The sequence below is a fragment of the Sporosarcina aquimarina genome, from assembly GCF_023715615.1.
Lineage (GTDB): Bacteria > Bacillota > Bacilli > Bacillales_A > Planococcaceae > Sporosarcina > Sporosarcina aquimarina_A.
This window is the reverse complement of record NZ_JAMBOM010000002.1, coordinates 412,632-429,666: the sequence shown is the minus strand read 5'-3', so window position 1 is coordinate 429,666 and position 17,035 is coordinate 412,632. Positions and strand designations below refer to the sequence as shown.

Below are 17,035 nucleotides of genomic sequence, written 5' to 3'. Positions count from 1 at the left end.
AAGAATTGGGACATTTTGATGAAGAAGAATGAGATTGTAAATAATCGAGGGTGGAGAGTTAATGAATAACAGCTCTTACCATATTTCCGTCCATATCGTCAATGTTATACTATTGGGATTTATATGTCTTTTTTGCTAATCGCTAGTTTTAGTGTTAGCGCACCTATAGATGATCCTATCGATAAAGCATTTCGAAACTGTTCTATTGGTTTTATGTTCGTCCTGTGGGCAGTTAATTATTGGCTCCAATACAAATCCAAGAAGAAAAAATGGTATCTGCCAATAGCTGGAACTGTCCTTTACCTTGCCATCGTTTTGTTTGTCTTGGGGTATGTTACCCCATTCATAGGAGAGTTGCTTATAAAATAATCGTTTCCTAATAGAGTGGGAATTTTTGATAGTGTACTCTAGTTGATTGGAGTGGAAGGCGGTGACTCCAGCGGGAACAGCGCGAGCTGAAGACCTCGCAACGAAGCGTAGCGTAGTGAAGAGGCTGAAGACGTGCCCGCGGAACGCGTCCGCCCGGAACGGAAATCAACGGGTTGCAGACTGTTCCGTAATTGGGCGAGATTCTAGCATGGGGTTTGTGCAGCAATCGGACAATTTTAAGCACTATGATAATTTAATAAGAAGGAGTGATTAAACTTTGAAGATTAAACAGTGGATGTCAAATCAGGGAAAGGCAATTACAATTTCAACTTTAATAGTCGTAGTTGGTTTTTTAGTAATTTCACAAATGTATTTTACTTATAGTGAAAATCGTGCAATGTCTAATGGTTGTTACGACAAAGGTGGTTTACCAATAGTTGAAAAATCTTGGCTTAGTATTACTAATTTTGATTGCGATATGAATCCTTAATAACAGAATCGTTGGAATTTCAGTAACGCGACGATGTCGCAATAAGGACATTTAATTAAAAAAATATTAAAAATATAGAATGATTATTTATTAATAAAAACGAAGTACAAAGGAGCCTACTATTGGAAATAGAGTTTAATAATTTTTTTAAGGAAGAATTAACTATTAATGAAATTCAAGAAGCCATAGAAAACGGAGAAGTGACCTCCAAAGAGTTGATTATGTATTATCTTCACAGAATAGCAGAGTATGACCAAGATGGTCCTAAAATAAATTCTATTCTTGAAATAAATCCTGATGCAATATTCATTGCTGAAGCATTAGACCATGAACGAAAGGTGAAGGGTGTTAGAGGTCCTTTACACGGTATTCCTGTTGTTCTGAAAGACAATATTGAAACGAATGATTCAATGCATACTAGTGCAGGAACACTTGCATTAGAGAATCATATTAGTAGTAATGATGCATTCCTTGTTGAAAAGCTCCGTAACGCTGGTGCAGTAATCTTGGGTAAGGCTAATATGACCGAACTAGCTAATGGGATGTCAAATACAATGTGGGCAGGCTATAGTTCCAGAGGTGGGCAAGTATTAAATCCATATGGAGATGCTAATCTTTTTGTTGGTGGATCAAGTTCAGGTTCGGCTGTGGCTGTAGCTGCAAATTTCTCCGTATTATCCGTAGGGACTGAAACAGATGCATCAATTCTTAGTCCTGCTATTCAAAACTCGGTAGTCGGCATTAAACCCACTGTGGGTTTAATAAGCCGACAAGGTATAATCCCTTTTACATATTCTCAGGATACGGCGGGGCCAATGGCAAGAACTGTTAAGGACGCATCTATTTTATTGGGTGCTTTAGTTGGTGTTGATAAACATGACCCCGCTACCCATAAGTATGAAGGAATATCACGATTGGATTATTCGGAATTTTTAGACCTCCAGGGATTGAATGGAGCGAAAATTGGTGTATTCAAAGGTGGTTCTAAAACGTTTTATGAATCTGAAGAATATGACGCGGAATTGTTTGAGCATGCCATACAGACCTTAAATGAAGAAGGTGCCCTGGTCATTGAAGATATAGAAATCCCTTCTTATCATAGAGAGTGGAAAAGGGAAGTACTACTATCGGAGTTGAAACATAGCCTAGAAAATTATCTTTCCAAACTCCCTTCACATTTACCTATACATTCAATAAGTGAACTGATTCAGTTTAACAAGAGGATTGCAGACAGAGCATTGAAATACGGGCAGAATAAGTTGGAGGAAATTGTTGTATTACCCAATACGTTAAGTAATCCGGACTATTTAAATGCAAAACTAGAGGATTTATATTTTTCCCAATATGGGATTGATTTTGCTTTGAAAAAGTATGATCTTGATGCAATACTTTTCCCCTCATATATAGGTTCAACAATCTGTGCTAAAGCCGCGTATCCATCGATAGCTCTACCTGCTGGATACAAGGAAAGTGGAAGACCATTTGGTATAACTTTTGCAGGTGGCGCCTTTAGTGAAGGGATATTAATTAAATTAGCGTATGCTTTTGAACAAGCTACAAAACATCGGAAAAGCCCAAAATTAATCTAGAAGACAAATATAATTCAGCCCAAAAAGAAATACACCCCCTAAAAAAATTCGCTTCGGATATAAAATCTATTATTAAGTAAACCAACTAACGTGAGCGATTGCGGGATAAGGATCATGCCACACTAGGTCCACATAAAAATGAAGAAAGGAAGGAATTAAATTGAAAAAATACTATGCTTCTCACTCTTTAATCGTTGTGATTTTTACTGTCGTGTTGCTTTATAGCCTCATGAGTAAACTGTTTATTCCGGTTTTAATTGCAGCGATTATTGGAATACCTTTAATAATTTTAAACCAAAAGAAAAATCATCCTCAAAGTAAATCTGGAAATGCTAAAATGAGCAGAAACTAGTGGAAAAAAACTTTTTATACTTTTTATAATCGTGGGCAATTTCGCAACAAGAATTTGTCCGCGTTCAGCAATATGGCCATTTTACAGAGCAGACCTAGTAAAGGAGATATCTTAAAATGCGATTTTACGATACACCACTTAAAGAGTGTTGTTTAATGATTTAATTGCTGTTGAAGAACATGACCATGAACATGAACTCATTTACTTTTTTGAAAAGGGATACGTGACAGCTCTTGGTGAATCCGAAGTGTTGAGTAGTGATTTAAATATAGTTCTTGAAAACAATCAAGTAGCTCCTGAATTTGGGATACAAAGTTTATCTGGTGAAAAGATTAGATTGTCCGATTACAGAGAGAAAAAATTATTTTTTAATTTTTCTTTAGTCTCGCACGTTATTCCATATTAAGTTCACTCATAGTAATTGTGGTTATGTATTTTGTTAAGTTTAAGACTAAAAAGTGAGTCATGTCATTGGCAATACATAGGGGCAGTAATAAATTAGGGTGCACCCTCAAATGGGCAGTCTTGTGAATATTCAATAGTCTGGTTCCTCGCTAAAACAGAGGAATTAGGCTATTTTGTTTTCGATTAGTATGTTGTAGTAGACGTTTTTGTTTCGTTAGAGATATCTAAGAAGCTTGTAATTATAGAACTTGAACTAGCTTGTAGATGAAGTGAAAATGTTGTTTGTTTAAAAATTTGCAACCGATTTACTTCCTCAATCGACTATCTTGTATAACGGAGAGGAGAACCAAAATGGATATAACAAAACTAGTGAAAAAGGCAAAAAGAGGTGATGATGTATCATTTGAACAACTGATTAGTTCTGTGCGACAAAAACTGTATAGAACAGCTTTTGCATACGTCAGAAATGAACAAGATGCTCTTGATGTTTACCAAGAAACAATTTATACAGCCTATATTTCAATAAGGACATTAAAAAAGCCGGAAAGTTTTTCTAGTTGGATTACAAAGATTCTAATTTTTAAAGCGGTTGATTTTATTCGAAAAGAGTCTCGCCATTTTACTACAGACAATGAGGAGATCTTTACTGAATTATACGCTTCTGAAAACTTTGATTTTATTACGCATTCGGCAGACCTATCAGAGTCCCTCAAATTCATAAATCCAACTGCTAAAACCATAATTCTTTTGAGGTATTATCACGATCTGTCCATTAAGGAAATTGCCAAACTCATGAATTATCCGGAAGGAACTGTAAAATCGCACTTAAACAGAGCGAAAAAAGAGCTAAGACCTATTTTAAAGGAGGGTTATCTTTATGAATAAAGACAAATTTACGCAATCTATGGAAAAGATAAATGTTCCTGTTGAAAAGCTAATGGCGAGGGAGAATGCGGCTATATTTCGAGCAAGAAAAAAAAGAAAAGTAGGCAGTAACACTAAGCGTTCAATTTTGGTTGCTTGTGGATTATGTATAACTCTGCTTGGTTCTGGATTTGTTTCAACAGGAATGGCAGAAGCACTATCAAATATTCCTCTTATCGGACCGATTTATAAGGATTTCAAAGACATTGCGTCAGATGAAATTGAAGACAACAAACTTACGACAATAATTGATAAACAAGATAGCAAAAATGGCTTAACAATGACTGTAAAAGAGGCGGCATATGATGGTAACCGGTTAATCGTCACAGTGGTTTATGCGGGAGAAAAAGACTTATCGATGAAAGAAGAAGTTGTCGGGCATAATTATATAACAATTAATGGAGAACCGATTAAGCCGGCAATGGGTTCTACAGGGCAAAATGATGTGAATTCGAAAACAATAATTGAACATCATCAATTTACCTTTTCTAATTTTAATGAGTTTGGCGAAAAAGTTGAGATTGCCGTCCATGGAGAAAACCTATTTGGCTATGAGGGCAAATTGATGGTGGATTTCCAGCTTGAAAAAGTAAAAGGTGATGTAACTGAGATTTATCCGGAAGTTACAACTGAAATGCATGATGAAGTTTTAATTACAGCAGACAAAGTAACATTTTCACCTCTATCGACAAGAATTGATCTCACAATTGATTACCCTATAGAAATGGATGAAAATGATAGCTGGCCATGGTTTGATTTCAGCGTTGTCGATGATAACGGTCATATATATGATAAACTGAAACTACAAACAGGTATGGCTGCTGGTACCTATGGTCATCACATGGTATTGACTTTACCTCCGATGGATACAAGACCAAAATCATTTACACTTAAGCCAAGTCATTCAAATATTGAAGGTTTTAGTAAGGAAATAAAGGAACTAGAATTACTCGTTCCTTTAAGTGAGAGTAAATAAAACTTTGTTTGCTAAATTACTTATTCTAGGGAATATCTTAAGCTAACGCAAGAATGGTTAAAAGCTTATAAGAATCTTGTGAATAATAAACGGACGTATTTGCTTAACAAGCAATTTCGTCTATATGGCAATCAGACCAGATAGCTTAGGAATCACTTTCGGTATGTGAAGATGATTGTTGTTAATTAAATCGGGGGGGAAATTGAATAGGTTTTACACATAGACGAATACTCAGAAATTTTTATCTGAGTATTCGTTTTTTAACTCTGCACAATCTTATTATTCTCCTGTTACAAATAGCTGATAGCCCATATACATGGCCAACCCCCAAATAATCAGAGCGGAAATTTGATTCATACGCTTTAACAATTTTCCACTGGTGTCGATTTGACCAATTTTTTTCCGGTAATAGCTAATGAAAAGAACCAAATCCAAGAAATCAGGATACAGGTTAACGTGAAAATCCATTTATCAAATCCTGTATAGACTAATGAACTTGTTCCAATCACCCCTATTGTGTCCAGAATAGCATGAGGATTCAATAATGAGACAGAAGCTGCAAATACTATTTGACGTTTTGAAGAGAAAGGACTGGATTCTTGTTGTTTCTTTAGTTCTGGATTATCTTTCCAAATTAACCACCCCATGTATGTTAAGAAGAGAACCCCAATACAAAACATGACTGTTCTTAGCCACTCTATGCTAAAAATAATAATAGATACCCCACCGACTGCCAATGAAATGAGTAATGAGTCACAAAAACCTGCAGTAATAACAGCAGTCAATGCATGGGTAAATTTCTTATGAGTGGCCCCTTGGTTAAAAATATAAACAGTTTGTATGCCTAAAGGCAAAATTAAACCAAAAGCCAGCATTATTCCGTGAAGTAATGGTTCCACTATGTTCCCCTGCTAATCGTATAGTAAGAATAACGAATATTTCTTTATATGTCTTCAATCAGTTGGATGGAAATGAGCCAAACCATTTTGATACGATTAAAGAAAGAGGAGAATTAAGAGGAGAGAAGGAATGTATTAGAAATGGAATGGAAACCACAAAAGTCAATCTCAATATTTCTATATCAGCAAATCTTGAATTATATGAAGCTGAAAATATTGAATGGAAATGGACAATCGGTACGAAAATACCATTACAACGAATTTTAGCAAAACATTATGAAGTAACCGATGTACTATAGTCACTGCACTTGAGGAATTGACAGCTGATGGATAGATAGAATCTAATGCAAATCGTTAAAACAAGTATATTTTCAGAAAACCAGAGAGGAGACCGTATATATGTATGAACCGAAGATGAAAGAAAACGACAATATTGTAACGGGCTTTATAGAAAGTGTGGAAAATGAAAAGAAGAAGGCAGATGCCTATCAGTTATTAGAAATCTTTGAAGAGGTGACTGGTTACGAGGCCAAAATGTGGGGGACAAGTATAATAGGCTTTGGCAACTATCACTATAAATATGCATCAGGACGCGAAGGGGATTCGCCTTTAGTGGGGTTTTCACCAAGGAAGGCAAAGATAAGTCTTTATTTGGATTATGAAAGTGAAGAAAGAGAAGAGCTATTAGAAAACTTCGGTAAATACACGAAGAGTAAGGCTTGTATTTATGTAAATAAATTGGCTGATATCGATACCAATGTTTTAAAAGATTTAATTAAACATACAGTAGGAAAGTACCGGAATCTATATCCTAATGAATGAAGTTAAGATTAAGTTATTCCGCAGACATGAACGCTTGTAGAACATGCGTCATTTCTATTATTCAACAACTAAGGGCTTAATATAGGGAGGCGGATAAAATGGATGAAAAAAATGATACAGAAATAAAACGCTCTTCAAAAGCGGAAAATATTCTATCTCAGATCAATAGGAACACTAAACTAGGCGACTTACGAAAAATCGCAAAGGACATTAAAAAAGATCACGAACTAGCTATGGAACTGTGGTCAACCGAAGAGTTTTTGCCCAGACTATTAGCGATCTTACTTATGGACAAAAAACTTCTTTCAAAAGATGTGCTAAATGAGCTTGATAAAGATATGCAGACTCACACGTTTAAAGAGCGGAATAATTTAATGGATTGGTTAATGGCTAATCAGCTCACCAAAGACAAGAAGAAAATCGCATGGATGGAGTCGTGGGAAAATAGTCCTTCTGCTCTTCAAAGGCGAGCTTTTTGGTATTATCAAGGGAGATTGAGATGGACTGGACAAACACCGCCTGATAACACGGCAGACTTGCTATCTGCAATAGAAGCTACTATTACGCAAGAAGAACCAGAAGTTCAATGGGCTATGAATTTCACCGCGGGCTGGATAGGGGTTTATGATGAAAAGAATCGTGCACGTTGTATGAAACTTGGGGAGAAAACGGGTCTTTACAAAAATGAAAAAGTAGGTAAAGGATGTACTCCTAGCTATTTACCAGAGTTCATAGTGATTGAAGTGAACAAACGACGTAATAAGTAGTTACCTCTGAAATAGTAGTAGGGATTAAGGTGAATAATAAATGAATTTAAAGACTTAACGTGAAAATTGTATTGAGCTTGGACCTAAATATTTAGAAAACAACGGGTATTGCGACTGATTAGTGAAATATGAGAGGAAGATGTAAAGGATTAACCACTATTGCATTTTAAATCTGCAGAGCGCTGATTCTCAAGAAGAATAACTTTCCAGCTGTGCAGTACTTCGATACTTTTCATTAGATGAACAGACTTCAGAGGAAGAATTTCTAATGGAATGGAAAAATGTTAAGTGTTCTTAGATGTATTAGAGGAATATAAGAAATTAGAAGGGTATGCACTTCAATGGGGGGGCAATTCTGGAATAAGGATTATGCCGCTAAAGGTCCAGATTCTTTAACAAGGATTAACAATTATTTGAATTATAGGCTAAGAGGACGGGAATTTTGAAATAATAATTTCCAGCCATATATGATAATCCTAGGGAGTGATACATATCGAAAGCTATACAGATCTCTTGCCTAGACATAAGTACGATGATGGTCGTGTTGAAATGATTAAAAAAATGGATAGAGATGAAATATTACCATTATTACCTGGTTTACTCGAATGGATTCAAGATATAAATTGGCCAGTGGCACCAAGTGTAGTGAAAATACTTTTAACCTTTCCAGAGGAAATCGTCCCACATGTGCAAGATGTGTTAGCTTCCGATGATGATAACTGGAAGTGGTTTATTCTACACTTTTTAGTTGTTGAATTGCCAGTAGAGTCAAAAGTTCAGTTTGAAGAGTATTTAACAAGGGTGACCAAAACACCTACAAAAAATGAGCTCTTTGAAGAACTTGCTGAAATTGCAAAAGAAATTTTAGAAGCCCTGTAAAATAAGTTGTTTATACAACCAACGAGCCGATTAAGGGATTAAGTATTCCCTTTAAAACGGAAAAAGCTAGTTCAATCAGGAGTCGAGAATTTAGGTAAATACGAAAAAATATACCTAGGAGGGTTTGTTTGAAAAAGTTCCGGGGGAAAAGACGGTGGTTTCGTAATTTATCGAGAGAAGTAACATTAGAAGATTGTAATTTACAATGTGATAATGATGCTTGGTTTGACTTATGGCATAACCATCTCGATTTTTCTGGATATGGAAATCATAGTTTGAGATTACGAAGAAAACAAATTCAGGCACATATAGACTTATATAAAAATATATTAAAAAAGCTTGAAACTATAAAAAAACCATACCAATCCTGGGTTCATATTGACGATGAAAACGCAGGTAGTGATGCAGTTTTTATTCATACACCAAATCCAAATGAAGATAAATTCCCTCTTAAAGTAGAAAGTTTGAACTGGAATTGCACAATCCCAACTGTTTTCCAAGATTTAATTAATACAAAAGATTTTATGGTGGGACAATATAAAGCTGAAGGTGGTTATATTATCCAGTCCAAAACTCATGGGAATAGAGTGAATTCATATTGAACTAACGGGGCAATTCTTCAAAAAGAATCGTGTCAATCCCCATAAAATAAGTCGTGAATTTAAAGGAGAGTTGCAGATTTATAATCATGTAGGAAGGTAGAGGATTTGAATGGAAATTAATATAAAAATAGCTAGTATTGATGAGTTCTACGATATTAACTTGATTGTTAAAGATGGACAGGACGAACATTCAAAAGCATTACCCTATATTTTTACTAAGGTTGATCAAGTAATGCCTGAAAGCTACTTTCGCAAATTATTGGAAGATCCAAAAACTGATATTTTGGTCGCGAAAATAGGTGTAGAAGTAGTTGGGTATGCAGTAATGGAACTGAACGAGTCACCACCATTTCAGTCTATGACGCCAAGGACTTTTGCCTACATGAATGATTTTGGTGTTAAAAGCAGTTGTCAAAGAAGAGGAATTGGAAGAGCATTATTTAATGCGTGTGTGGAATGGGCTAAAAATAAGGGGGGATCCTCATTAGAATTAACTGTTTGGGAGTTTAATGAGAAAGCTATTACTTTTTATGAAAGTTTAGCAATGGAAAATCTCAGTAGGAAGATGACTTTGCGATTATAGTAACTTTAAGCGATTAGGGGACAATTTTTTATAAGCGATTTACTCATTGCCTCAATAAGTACTAACGAGGTATAGAAATAGCAAAAGGATGGCAATTGCCATCCTTTTTAATTTAATCGCAATAGATTCATTATCTGGATTCTATCTTGGATTCCATTTACGACCACCACTTTAAAAATATAGTATCATATTGTAGATAGTCTTTATTAGTTCATTTATGTGGTAAGTTTTTTAAGACTATTATTCACTTGTAATAATAAAATCACCTCGACGAATTACTGCGAATACAGCCCCGAGGCCTAACAAAATTGCTGCAAGAATAAATGTTAACCTAACATCCCAAAGCTCTGCAATCGCTCCGAAACTTAATGAGGAAATACCGAATAACAGTGATATTAAAGCACTTTGAACGGCATAAATCTTAGGAAGTTCTTCAGTAGTTGCAGATTTTTGAATCATTGTCTCACTAACAATGCCTTTCACTTGCTGAACAATTCCATTCCCTATAACAAGTAGAATAGCAATCCAAGGAATGGAGGTTACTCCGAAAAGGAGGGTGACCACGCTAATGCCGAATGAAGACAGAATAAGCAAGCGTTGTAGATTGTATTCAATCCCACGTACAAATCGAGAGCAGATGACCCCACCAATTATCATGCCTAAGAAGAAGGCTGTATTAATGTACCCCCACCAAGCTTCCGTTTGACCGAGAACTTCTGACACGAAAATATAAAGGATAGAAGCAATCCATACAACATTGGCGATTGCCTCAAAAATAATAATCACATGCAGACTTCTGAAAAGCGGGTTTCTCCATATAATCTGCCAACCTTCTGTAAGCTCACTACTTCGTTTACCTTCCGCTTCCTTTTTTTGGAATGGAGTCGAATCGCGAATTCCGAACATCATCAGCGTTGCAATGATATACAACCCAACTGTACCCCAAATAACAAATTGCCCACTCGTTAATGCGACGGCTATCCCTCCTAGTGCCCAGCCACCTAAATTCACGGTTTCCGAGACAATCGAGAAGAAACTGTTCGCTTTCACGAGTTGTTCTTTTGGTACCAATCGCGGTAGCATAGCATGACTTGCGGGGGCCGCCCAGCCATCTAGAAAGGCAATCGACCCCACAAACATTAAAATGATGAACAGACCTGAAGTTGTTTCAAAGATTAACAAAATCGATAGGACAACTAACAATACGGTCTTACATACTTGCGAGTAAACGAGCAACGTCTTTAAGGGAAATCGATTCAGCAACCAAGGAGAAATCATTCCACTTATAAAACGACCAAACATATTGATGAAAGGCACCAATGCTAATGCAAAAGGCGACTCAGTAAGTGTATATAAAACAGAAATGATCCCAACAATATAAAAAACATCCCCTAGATTAGCCATTGCTTGGCCGATCCAAAGAAAACGAAACGATTGGTTTTTCATTCTTACTACCCCTTTGTAATTAAATTTGAAAAATTAAGTTCATAGGGTAGTTTTACACTCGTATTATTCCTCCTTTGATTAGAACAACTTCATACGTAAAAACATAAAAACCTTTAACTCATGAATTGCTATCTAAAAGAAGGGTAGTAAGAATGAAAGAAATTTCATATAATTCCCATTATATCAACAAGCCGAATATATTACTAGTCTATTTTGACTTCTTTAAAACCATACCTAGATATCAAATTCAAAATGCTATCGGATGTAAGTCTTTTCTCTATTTCTAATCATTCTATTAATTCGAGGGTAGAATACGTTATTAGTTAAGGTGGTAATGGAAATTAGACTATAGAAACAACAGTACCTGATGTTGAGGGGCATATACCTCACTTGCAGAACAAAGGTTATTAGATAAACTTAACAACCATTATTTTGTTCGAGATAACGATCAAAATAATGGTTGTTTCTATTTGTGTAAGTTCAATGGAAATAGATAGATGTGTACTAGTGTTTATCATCATATACGCAATAAGGAGATGGAATATTGTGATAAAATAGAAGTGGAGGTGACAAATTTGACTGACCATGAAGTAAAGAACTGGGGACGGGTGATCAAGTATCATCGTCAGCAACAAGGACTAAAGCAAGATGATGTATCAGTGGGGATTTGCACACCATCTTACTTGAGTCGTATAGAAAATGGTGTTGTCATCGCTGAACAAAAAGTATATGAAATGTTATTAACCCGCTTAGGGATTGACCTGGCTCAAGAAAAAGGGAATTTGGAGATGAAGCATTCTTTCCTTGAAACAATATATGCGAAATTACTATCAAATGATAGCCTTACAGAAAACGAATTAACGAGATTAGAATCTTATCATACGGAGATTTTACAACAAGAGATCGATTTGGTAGCTGGACTTGTTTATTGTCGGTACTTGTTGTCTATGGATGCGATAAACAAAGCTCGAGTGCTACTTGTGAAAATCGAACCATTTATCACCTGGCATCAGGACAGAATCACCCAAATGTATATTGCAATCACGACGAATGTCCATCTAGCCTTTTTAGAGTTCCACCAGATTATCTTAAGAGAAGACAAACAACATGTCAGTAATTATATGAATACTGCCAACCGTTTTGAACAAGCAAATTATTTTTATCACTTGGCATTTGCTCATCATCGCTATTATTCATTCCAACAAGCGCTAGATTACATTAATAAGGCGACACAAGTTTTTACTCACGAATTCAAACCATTGTTTCAATTAAAGTTGTATTCAATGAAGGGAGTTATTCTGAATGATCTACATAGATTCCAAGAAGCATTAGTAGAGTTTGAAGCTGGGCAGGACTTGTTGAGCAATGTTGAAGCTATTCAAACACCTAGGCAATGGAGTTCTCTTTACAATAACATTGCCTATTGCTACGAATGTCAGGGCTTATTTAAGGAAGCTATGTCCTATTATGAACAAGCGAATCGCTTTGGCGAAGATTTACATACCGTTATTAATTGGATGCGTGCTAGTTATCAAGAACGGGATGAAGCAATGTTAAATCAGTTATTTATCGAATACCCGAAAGAACGATTTAACGTGACTCATCATCACTATCAACTGCTTTTATTAAAATGTGCAAGTGATGCGAACTTTACACTCACAAAGTTAAAAGACCTTGAAGAACTCGTTTTCCCATATTTCAAACAGCAAGAATACTATTCACTTACATTGTACTACGCTCCATTATGGGCAGCATTTTATGAGGAACTTCATGCTTATAAGCAAGCAACTATCTGTTTAAAACATGCATTGATTGCGAGTGAAAAAGTACGTCAGCGTATGAGTAGCTAGAAGTACGTATGGCGATTTAAGCTTCTCTTTATGTACAGGTTGGCACAGTGACCAAGTGTTAGAAATGATTACAGGTCTGATGAAAGGAGTATGGAAAAGATGAAAGAAGACAATTTTCAAGAACCCTACAATGACTTGATGAGTGACATTATTAAGAAGCACGCAGAAGAGGGTGGGATGGACAATTTACCTGGAAAAGGGAAACCTTTGAGTCCAGACTATTTCTCGGGAGATACGTTACAACATTTTCAACGAATAGCTAAGGACGCAGGATACAAGCCTCATTGGCTAATTTTACAACAAGAAATTCGAGAAGATGTTCACCTACTTGCTGATTTTTACAAGGCCGATATAACACTAGATCTAGAAAAGCGTTTAGAGAAAATTAACGAAAAGGTCTACAAATATAATCGAATATGTCCTCGTCCCATGCAGAAGGGCCATGTTTCCTTGGATACTATAAAAAACGTGTTAAAAAGAAGTGAGTAACCTCTATAGTGAGTAGATTTCTTTACGAAGGGGTCGTTTTGCGTTGGGTACATTAAAGGAATGGAAAGACCCTGGCATATTGTTGTCGTCAATAGCGATTGCCAATATCGGTAACTTTATTTACCTGATAGCGATTAATATAATTGTATTTCAACTCACGGGTTCTGCAGCAGCTGTTGCGGGACTCTGGATTATTAGTCCACTTACGAATATCTTCACTAAATTTTGGACAGGAAGCCTTATCGATTATAGAAGTAAGAGGAAAATTATGATGAGTACGTATGTAATTCGAGCTGTATTCATTAGTCTTATTCCTTTTGCTCCAAATATGATTGTTGTATATGGAATCCTGATTGTGCTCAGTATAGCGAACTCTTTCTTTCATCCAGCTTCAACGACCTATTTAACCATTGTGGTGCCAATCGAAAAAAGAAAGCGGTTTAACGCAATCCGTTCTTTTGCAAGTTCAGGTGCCTTCATTATAGGTCCAGCTATAGGAGGCGCTTTGCTCTTTTTATTGTCTTATGAAATAACGTTATGGATCAACGCTGTATTATTTGTTGTAGCGGCCTTGTTGTTGCTCTTGCTCCCAGAGAAAGAAACCATTGATAAAAATAAGGTTCCTGCGTTGACGATTTCGCAAGTAGTGAGTGATTTCATCGTTGTTAAGGACTTTTTCGTTGCGAATCGATATGTTTCTGCGATTTATCTTGGATTCACCATAATTATGATTTTCTCTTTTACAATGGATACTCAAGAAGTCGTCTTTACTCAGCGGGTGATTGGTCTTTCTGAAATTGACTATAGCTTGCTTGTCAGTATCACGGGTTTAGGCTCTGTGCTCAGCGCTATATTATTATCGCTTTTTTCAACTAAATTTTCTCTGAGATATATGATTTCTATAGGACTAATTATGATGACAATAGGTTATGTGATTTACGCGTTCTCATGGTCGTTTTTATCAATAGTGATTGGTTTTTTGATTTTAGGGTTCTTTAACGTGTTTTTAAATGCAGGGATCATGACGTTCTATCAAAATAATGTGCCAGTTGCGGTAATGGGGAGAGTAACCAGTATTTATCAGCTCATTCAAAGCGTGGTGCAGGTTGTATTTATACTTGGTATCGGCGTCTTAGGAGATGTTTTGTCTTTACGAGTTGTCATTGCTTCATTAGCAATTGTGATGCTTTTAATATCTGTTATATATACCTGTTTAGTTCTGAAAACAGATAAAAAGCGATTTTTTCTAGAGGATATAAACTAATCAAAGGAAGAAGAAATCATTCAATTTTCAGGTTGTATAAAAGAGTAAAAGCTACTATACAATCTGGCAATTCTAATGTTTAATAAATTCAATGAATGCCCCCGCGATGGTTGATATAACTGACAGTCGCGGGGATGTTTTTATAGCCAAGCCTCCTTTAAAATCTTCACACCCTTCTGTATTTCCTCGCAGGTTAGATTACTAAAGCCAAGTTTTATAATAGGCATTTCTGGATAGTTATCAATGAAATAGATGGATGTAGGATACACTTTAATGCCTTCCGCGGCAGCACGCTCAATTAGCCAGCTCTCAGAATGTTTTTGATGGATCTGAACTAATAAGTATAAACCAGACTGTTCTCCAATAATTGAAATATGTTGTTTGAACTGCTTGTTTAGCTCGGCAACTAAACAATTCATCTTACGCTTATAAACAAGGCGCATTCGTTTAATATGGCGGTTCCATTCACCCTCTTCCATAAATTTAGCCATTGAAAGTTGGCTAAGAAGGGAAGTCGTGCTCTCGAAATGCTGAAATTGTTTTTTATAATTGTCTAAAAGCAACTTTGGCAAAACCATATAACTTAAGCGGATTCCTGGGAGAAAGGATTTTGAAAAATTGCCCAGATAGATGACTTTTTTTGAATCAATGGAAGCTAGTGCTGGAAATGGTTGTTGTGTGTAACGAAACTCACTATCATAATCGTCTTCAATAATATATCCATCTCTCTTATTGGCCCATTGAATGAGTTTTTGTCTTTGTTGAATAGACATACTTACCCCCATTGGACTCTGATGGGAGGGCGTTACGTAGATTAAACGTGACACCATGTTTTCTAAATGTGAAAAATCAGCTCCTGATGCATCGACAGGTAAAGTTTCAAGTGAGAAAGAATGGAATAGGAAGGCCGCTTTTGCACCGTCATACCCGGGGTCTTCCAAGATCGTGCTTCCGAAATCATTCTTCAGGATATGTCCAAGATTTATCAACATATGCTGAGTGCTACTACCAATGATAATTGCGTTCGGGTCTGTTTTTACCCCGCGAGATTCGAACAAATAGGTGGCGATTTGTTCACGCAAACACATTTCACCAAAGGGATCCCCATATTGAAAGCTTTCCTGAAGTGCTAATACTGAATTAGAAATTCTTCTCCAAGTTTTTAAGGGGAAGTTTTTCTGATTTACAGCGCCTGCCTTAAAGTCGATTAAATATGTTGTCTTAGGCTCAGTTTGACTTTCAGAACTATTAATAGGGATAGAAATGTAACCCTCTTGGAATAAGGAAGGTTCTAGTTCATTAACTGTGTAGCCTTTTCTTTCTGCTCCACGGATATAGCCTTCTGCAGCAAGCTGTTCATAAGCCATTAAAGTCGTATTGCGACTGACTTGCAGGGATTCTGCCAACTGACGTAAGGAAGGTAATTGTTCGTTTGCTGGCAGATCCCCATTCTCGATTAATAATTTAAACTGATTATATATCTGTTTGTATTTAGATGAATGGCTCTCTAAAGCAAAGATAATGTTTTTCATTTTAAATAACCTCTGTCATGTATATTTTGTCAAAACTGTGCCTTTTGCAATGTCAATTATTATATTACTATTATCTCTAACGGAAGTCACCTTTGCTTAAAAAAGCCTACGTCTCATCGATCAGGATACTGAAATGGAGAGATGGGCTTAAGAGTTGCACTAAATAGGGATAGGCGTGGAAGTACCCTTTACCCATAAACTTCCTTAGATAGTGGAAAACTCTAGCGAAGTGTGATAGTAAATGATTTAAATCTGAAAGGAGCATTAAATTCATATGACTATACATATAAAGAGGTGTACTTTAGAAGATTTATACAGTCTTCAGAAAATTAGCATTGAGACATTTGAAAAGACATTCAGCAAACAGAACTCACCAGAGAACATTACCGGTTACATGGAGAAGGCATTTACCTTAAGACAATTAGAAAAGGAATTATTTAATCCATCTTCACAATTCTTTTTCATTTATTTCAATAATGAGGTCTCTGGATATTTAAAGATAAACGTTGATGAGGCTCAGTCTGAAGATGTAGATCAAGATTCACTTGAGATTGAGAGGATATATATCAAAAAAGAATTTCAAAAACGAGGACTTGGAAAGTGTCTTCTAAATAAAGCGCAGGAAATTGCTAAAGAATGCGGGAAAAAGAAAATCTGGCTTGGAGTATGGGAGAAGAATGAAAATGCGATTGCATTTTATAACACACAGGGATTTTTCCAGAGTGGAACCCACACTTTTGTTATGGGGGATGAAGAGCAGGCGGACTTTATCATGACGAAAACACTGTTATAAATTC

General features: G+C 36.1%; 18 protein-coding genes and 1 pseudogene. 16 read left to right on the top strand and 3 right to left on the bottom strand.

Translation table 11 applies throughout. From position 1 onward, the window contains the following. The first annotated feature begins 646 nt into the window (after positions 1-646). The 6 genes from M3197_RS09160 (at position 647) to M3197_RS09135 (ending at position 5,105) form a co-directional block, all read left to right on the top strand. Complete coding sequence (locus M3197_RS09160; RefSeq protein WP_251660911.1) at positions 647-859, top strand: hypothetical protein; 213 nt, start codon at positions 647-649, stop codon at positions 857-859. Positions 860-981: 122 nt separating this feature from the next. After that, positions 982-2,448, top strand: coding sequence for an amidase family protein (locus M3197_RS09155; RefSeq protein WP_251660909.1), 1,467 nt, complete (start codon positions 982-984; stop codon positions 2,446-2,448). 160 nt (positions 2,449-2,608) lie between these two features. Continuing rightward, positions 2,609-2,800: a hypothetical protein gene (locus tag M3197_RS09150; protein WP_251660907.1), complete on the top strand. Its 192-nt coding sequence runs from the start codon at positions 2,609-2,611 to the stop codon at positions 2,798-2,800. 145 nt (positions 2,801-2,945) lie between these two features. Next, positions 2,946-3,206: a hypothetical protein gene (locus M3197_RS09145; protein ID WP_251660906.1), complete on the top strand. Its 261-nt coding sequence runs from the start codon at positions 2,946-2,948 to the stop codon at positions 3,204-3,206. Between the two features lie 350 nt (positions 3,207-3,556). Next, positions 3,557-4,090, top strand: a complete 534-nt coding sequence (locus M3197_RS09140) for a sigma-70 family RNA polymerase sigma factor (RefSeq protein WP_251660905.1) — start codon at positions 3,557-3,559, stop codon at positions 4,088-4,090. Further along, positions 4,083-5,105, top strand: a complete 1,023-nt coding sequence (locus M3197_RS09135) for a DUF4179 domain-containing protein (protein ID WP_251660903.1) — start codon at positions 4,083-4,085, stop codon at positions 5,103-5,105. The genes M3197_RS09140 and M3197_RS09135 overlap by 8 nt, the downstream gene beginning before the upstream one ends. 279 nt (positions 5,106-5,384) lie before the next feature. Here M3197_RS09135 and M3197_RS09130 read toward each other — a convergent pair. Next, positions 5,385-6,004, bottom strand: a pseudogene (locus M3197_RS09130) (LysE/ArgO family amino acid transporter). Positions 6,005-6,066: 62 nt separating this feature from the next. Between M3197_RS09130 and M3197_RS09125 the strand changes: the two are divergent. From M3197_RS09125 to M3197_RS09100, 6 genes are all read left to right on the top strand, one after another. Next, positions 6,067-6,303 carry a hypothetical protein gene (locus M3197_RS09125; protein WP_251660900.1) on the top strand — a complete coding sequence of 79 codons (237 nt, stop codon included), beginning with the start codon at positions 6,067-6,069 and terminating at the stop codon, positions 6,301-6,303. A 100-nt stretch (positions 6,304-6,403) separates the two neighbouring features. Then, a complete protein-coding gene (locus M3197_RS09120; protein WP_251660898.1) occupies positions 6,404-6,826 on the top strand; it encodes a DUF1801 domain-containing protein in 423 nt (140 codons plus the stop codon). A gap of 98 nt (positions 6,827-6,924) precedes the next feature. Next, positions 6,925-7,593: a DNA alkylation repair protein gene (locus M3197_RS09115; protein WP_251660896.1), complete on the top strand. Its 669-nt coding sequence runs from the start codon at positions 6,925-6,927 to the stop codon at positions 7,591-7,593. A 483-nt stretch (positions 7,594-8,076) separates the two neighbouring features. After that, positions 8,077-8,472 (top strand): DUF5071 domain-containing protein, encoded by a 396-nt coding sequence (locus M3197_RS09110; RefSeq protein WP_349774112.1) that lies wholly within the window; start codon positions 8,077-8,079, stop codon positions 8,470-8,472. A gap of 128 nt (positions 8,473-8,600) precedes the next feature. Next, positions 8,601-9,074: a hypothetical protein gene (locus M3197_RS09105; protein WP_251660892.1), complete on the top strand. Its 474-nt coding sequence runs from the start codon at positions 8,601-8,603 to the stop codon at positions 9,072-9,074. Between the two features lie 109 nt (positions 9,075-9,183). After that, positions 9,184-9,657, top strand: a complete 474-nt coding sequence (locus tag M3197_RS09100) for a GNAT family N-acetyltransferase (protein WP_251660890.1) — start codon at positions 9,184-9,186, stop codon at positions 9,655-9,657. Between the two features lie 240 nt (positions 9,658-9,897). Here M3197_RS09100 and M3197_RS09095 read toward each other — a convergent pair whose 3' ends face one another. Further along, on the bottom strand, positions 9,898-11,103 hold the full coding sequence (locus tag M3197_RS09095; protein ID WP_251660888.1) for an MFS transporter: 1,206 nt from the start codon (positions 11,101-11,103) through the stop codon (positions 9,898-9,900). A gap of 575 nt (positions 11,104-11,678) precedes the next feature. On the opposite strand from M3197_RS09095, the gene M3197_RS09090 reads away from it, so the two are divergent. The 3 genes from M3197_RS09090 (at position 11,679) to M3197_RS09080 (ending at position 14,706) form a co-directional block, all read left to right on the top strand. Next, positions 11,679-12,953 (top strand): helix-turn-helix domain-containing protein, encoded by a 1,275-nt coding sequence (locus tag M3197_RS09090; RefSeq protein ID WP_251660887.1) that lies wholly within the window; start codon positions 11,679-11,681, stop codon positions 12,951-12,953. A gap of 99 nt (positions 12,954-13,052) precedes the next feature. Beyond that, entirely contained in the window at positions 13,053-13,442 is a 390-nt protein-coding gene (locus M3197_RS09085) for a DnaJ family domain-containing protein (protein ID WP_251660884.1), read from the top strand. Positions 13,443-13,485: 43 nt separating this feature from the next. Continuing rightward, positions 13,486-14,706, top strand: a complete 1,221-nt coding sequence (locus M3197_RS09080) for an MFS transporter (RefSeq protein WP_251660882.1) — start codon at positions 13,486-13,488, stop codon at positions 14,704-14,706. A gap of 140 nt (positions 14,707-14,846) precedes the next feature. Here M3197_RS09080 and pdxR read toward each other — a convergent pair whose 3' ends face one another. Then, complete coding sequence (pdxR, locus tag M3197_RS09075) at positions 14,847-16,238, bottom strand: MocR-like pyridoxine biosynthesis transcription factor PdxR (RefSeq protein ID WP_251660880.1); 1,392 nt, start codon at positions 16,236-16,238, stop codon at positions 14,847-14,849. A gap of 274 nt (positions 16,239-16,512) precedes the next feature. On the opposite strand from pdxR, the gene paiA reads away from it, so the two are divergent. Further along, entirely contained in the window at positions 16,513-17,031 is a 519-nt protein-coding gene (gene paiA, locus M3197_RS09070; RefSeq protein ID WP_251660878.1) for a spermidine/spermine N(1)-acetyltransferase, read from the top strand. Positions 17,032-17,035 lie beyond the last annotated feature (4 nt).

Bases quoted from the DNA above. Each gene is read 5' to 3' on its own strand.
- M3197_RS09085 (WP_251660884.1), top strand. From the start codon at position 13,053: ATGAAAGAAGACAATTTTCAAGAACCCTACAATGACTTGATGAGTGAC.
- M3197_RS09140 (WP_251660905.1), top strand. From the start codon at position 3,557: ATGGATATAACAAAACTAGTGAAAAAGGCAAAAAGAGGTGATGATGTA.
- paiA (WP_251660878.1), top strand. From the start codon at position 16,513: ATGACTATACATATAAAGAGGTGTACTTTAGAAGATTTATACAGTCTT.
- M3197_RS09100 (WP_251660890.1), top strand. From the start codon at position 9,184: ATGGAAATTAATATAAAAATAGCTAGTATTGATGAGTTCTACGATATT.
- M3197_RS09135 (WP_251660903.1), top strand. From the start codon at position 4,083: ATGAATAAAGACAAATTTACGCAATCTATGGAAAAGATAAATGTTCCT.
- M3197_RS09115 (WP_251660896.1), top strand. From the start codon at position 6,925: ATGGATGAAAAAAATGATACAGAAATAAAACGCTCTTCAAAAGCGGAA.
- M3197_RS09120 (WP_251660898.1), top strand. From the start codon at position 6,404: ATGTATGAACCGAAGATGAAAGAAAACGACAATATTGTAACGGGCTTT.
- M3197_RS09095 (WP_251660888.1), bottom strand. From the start codon at position 11,103: ATGAAAAACCAATCGTTTCGTTTTCTTTGGATCGGCCAAGCAATGGCT.
- pdxR (WP_251660880.1), bottom strand. From the start codon at position 16,238: ATGAAAAACATTATCTTTGCTTTAGAGAGCCATTCATCTAAATACAAA.